Genomic DNA, 3,176 nt, shown 5'->3' on the forward strand with positions numbered 1-3,176 from the left:
AATTTACCTACAAAAATTTTATTTGGTAATTCCAATTACATTACGTATCTTTACACCGCAAGTGGGCAAAAAGTGAACAAAGTGGTAAACGAGGCTGGAGTAATTACAACAACCGATTACATTAACGGGTTTCAGTACAAAACCTTGCCTTCTGGCGATGGTGGGTTGGTGTTTTTTCCGCATGCTGAAGGCTATGTAAATGTAAACGAATCTTACAAATTAACTGAAAGTAGTTTGTTTAATTACGTGTTTAATTACACAGACCATTTGGGGAATATCAGGATGAGTTACACGCAAACGCCCACGGGAGCCTTGTCGATTTTGGAAGAAAATCACTACTACCCTTTTGGGCTCAAACACACCAACTACAACTCCGACAAGCGGTTGTATGTGCGTGAAAGTGTTGCCTCCAAAATAAAACCCGTAACGCCTTTGTTTCCTTTGGTTTATAATTATAAGTATAATGGGAAGGAGTGGCAGGATGAGTTGGGGTTGAATATGTATGATTATGGGGCTAGGAATTATGACCCTGCTATAGGGCGTTGGATGAATATTGACCCGTTGGCGGAGAAGTATAGACGATGGACTCCATACAATTATTGTGTTGATAATCCAATGAGGTTTATTGATCCTGATGGAATGCAAGTTGTTGACCCTACTTATACAATAACTTATGCTATTCAAAATAAAGATAAAAGAATAGTAAATCATGAAACATATACAAAGACAAATCACAAGAATGGTAGCTTTACTATAGCAAAAACAACATTATCAACTCAAATTAATTCTGAAGGAACTATAGGTAAAACCACTTTAACAAATTCGAATATTACTTATACACCTGAAGATAAAAATTATACAGATGCAATGGGAAATCAGGTGAAATACACTGATTACAGCGAAAAAGTAAATTCATCTTCATCTAGAGAGGCAACTAAAGAAGAAAAATCAAATGCTGATGGTGGTTTTTTTGAATCTAAAGTTAAAGTTATTGCTGAAAAAGTAAATAATAGTAGCGATTTTATTAAAGATGAGTCAAGAGATCAAAAAAGCGGACAAAGTGAATATAAAACTGGCGATATAAATCAGACATTTACTGAAGTGGGTATTCCAATTTCTAAAGTTTTTCCTGAATTACAAATTGATATAACGGTTGGGCAGGCTCAGAAACTAGTAACTTTAGCTCTAGATTTTCTAACAGGTAAACATTCTGGAGAAGGATCTCCTCTAGTACTTACACCTCTACAAATACGTGAATAAAAAAAACACTAATTATGAAAAATAAAATTATTGCATTTATTTCGTTTATAGCAATTTTTTCAACTTTAATCTATCGAGTTAATACTACTAGAACTACAATTAATGGAGAAAGTTTTTATTTCGGATTTTATAAGTTTGAAATAATAAAATCAAAAGACACAAATAATAATAAAATAAAAGAAATTAACATTATTGATTACACTTATTCAACTTATTACAACCAATATCATATTGATTTTAGGGTTCCTTTAAATGATGTTCTTTCTTCTGATTTCATAAATTTTGGTGAAAAAAATAATACGAATTATTTAATTAAAAATTTTTTAATTAGAAACAAATATAATACTCTGTATTTTGAACCAAAAAATAATAGTTTAAAAATGAGAATAGAAAAGATTTCAAATCATAAATATAAATTTTATTTCGATGGTTTACTTTACTCCATAAATAACAAAGATTCAATAAAATTAAATAGTTTTATGTTTTTTAATGTTGAGGATTATTAAATAAACCAGCTCTCCAAAATTTGAAAATGCTCTGTAAAGCCTCCAGACTTTGAAGAATACTAAAATAATAATCATTTTTTTATAACACCCTGTAAACCAAAAGTTTATAGGGTTTTTAAAAATTAAAGTAAAAAAACTAAATTTAAAAGTTTTAAATTGCTCTGTTTTCAACTGAAATTAGAGTTTGCGTTAGGGATTGAAGCTGCATCTCCCGATGGATAAAAACAAGGGCTTTGCTCGTAGCTTTTTACCAATCGGGAATATAGCGCAAAGCCCGACCTGAAAAGGAACGCCAAAAAAAAAGATAAAAAAAATGTAATTTATTTAGAAAAAGACTTGTGTACTAATTTAAAGTTTATTACATTTACAATTCTAATTTCAAGATGAATAGCATGACAACCTTAACTGTAAAGCCAAAAAACAAAAAAGAACTTGCCGCAATAAAGAAAATATTAGTTGGCTTTAATGTTGATTTTGATACTAATGACGACATTGAAAAGCCTTATAATCAAGATTTTGTGGATAAGATTCTGCAATCTAAAGAAGAATTTAAACAAGGTAAATTTAAGACAATTGAAAGTGCTGATTTATGGAAATAAATTATTCAGATCGTGCTCTTATTGATGTTGAATATTGGAAAAAATCAGGAAATAAACAGGTTCAAAAGAAAATTAATTTGTTACTTGAAGCAATAAAAATAGCGCCTTATCATGGAATTGGAAAACCTGAAGCTTTAAAATATAATTTGGCAGGCTTTTGGTCTAGAAGAATTACACACGAAGATCGGCTTGTTTATTCAATCACTGAAGAAAATAGTATTCAAATTCATTCATTGAGAGGTCATTATATTTAAGACTAATTTATAAAATTGGTTTTTACCGCTTTGTTTAACGGCAATATTTCGGAAACTTTTTGGCGGACTTCATCGGACAATGTATTGAGAAAATATAACTATTCTCATGATCATTTGAATAGGTTGCTGGAAGGAAAATACGAAAAACCGCAAAGTACAAACCCTTTTCCTGGTTCGTATGATGAACGATTGGAATATGACAAAAATGGTAACATCTTGAATTTGAGACGTAATGGCGATTTGGATTCTGATTCGTCGTTTATGTATGCTCAAGAAATGGACTTTTTGGGTTATGCTTACAAACCTGATTCAAATTTGCTGTTGTCGGTTACAGATGACACGGCAAATCCAAAGGGTTTTAACGATGGCAACACCCAAAACGATGATTTTGAGTATGACAACAACGGCAATATGACCGTGGACAAAAACAAAGACATCAAAAATACCACTTACAATCACCTGAATTTACCTACAAAAATTTTATTTGGTAATTCCAATTACATTACGTATCTTTACACCGCAAGTGGGCAAAAAGTGAACAAAGTGGTAAACGAGGC

4 protein-coding genes and 1 pseudogene are annotated in these 3,176 nt (G+C 31.1%); all 5 read left to right on the top strand.

Annotated features, from left to right (window positions below; translation table 11 throughout):
* The coding region (locus tag B0A58_RS16860) for an RHS repeat-associated core domain-containing protein (RefSeq protein ID WP_243389495.1) at window positions 1-1,260 on the top strand (1,260 nt) is incomplete at its 5' end.
* A 14-nt stretch (window positions 1,261-1,274) separates the two neighbouring features.
* Entirely contained in the window at window positions 1,275-1,766 is a 492-nt protein-coding gene (locus tag B0A58_RS12240; protein WP_089081294.1) for a hypothetical protein, read from the top strand.
* 392 nt (window positions 1,767-2,158) lie between these two features.
* Window positions 2,159-2,365, top strand: a complete 207-nt coding sequence (locus B0A58_RS12245) for a DUF2683 family protein (protein WP_044032249.1) — start codon at window positions 2,159-2,161, stop codon at window positions 2,363-2,365.
* A complete protein-coding gene (locus tag B0A58_RS12250) occupies window positions 2,356-2,619 on the top strand; it encodes a Txe/YoeB family addiction module toxin (RefSeq protein WP_089081295.1) in 264 nt (87 codons plus the stop codon). Before B0A58_RS12245 ends, B0A58_RS12250 begins: the two co-directional genes overlap by 10 nt.
* 15 nt (window positions 2,620-2,634) lie before the next feature.
* Window positions 2,635-3,176: pseudogene (locus tag B0A58_RS12255) on the top strand (type IV secretion protein Rhs); the annotation flags it as partial.

The sequence above is a fragment of the Flavobacterium branchiophilum NBRC 15030 = ATCC 35035 genome (genome assembly GCF_002217205.1).
GTDB lineage: Bacteria > Bacteroidota > Bacteroidia > Flavobacteriales > Flavobacteriaceae > Flavobacterium > Flavobacterium branchiophilum.

Coding starts and splice junctions, on each gene's coding strand:
- B0A58_RS12245 (WP_044032249.1), top strand. CDS start 2,159: ATGACAACCTTAACTGTAAAGCCAAAAAACAAAAAAGAACTTGCCGCA.
- B0A58_RS12240 (WP_089081294.1), top strand. CDS start 1,275: ATGAAAAATAAAATTATTGCATTTATTTCGTTTATAGCAATTTTTTCA.
- B0A58_RS12250 (WP_089081295.1), top strand. CDS start 2,356: ATGGAAATAAATTATTCAGATCGTGCTCTTATTGATGTTGAATATTGG.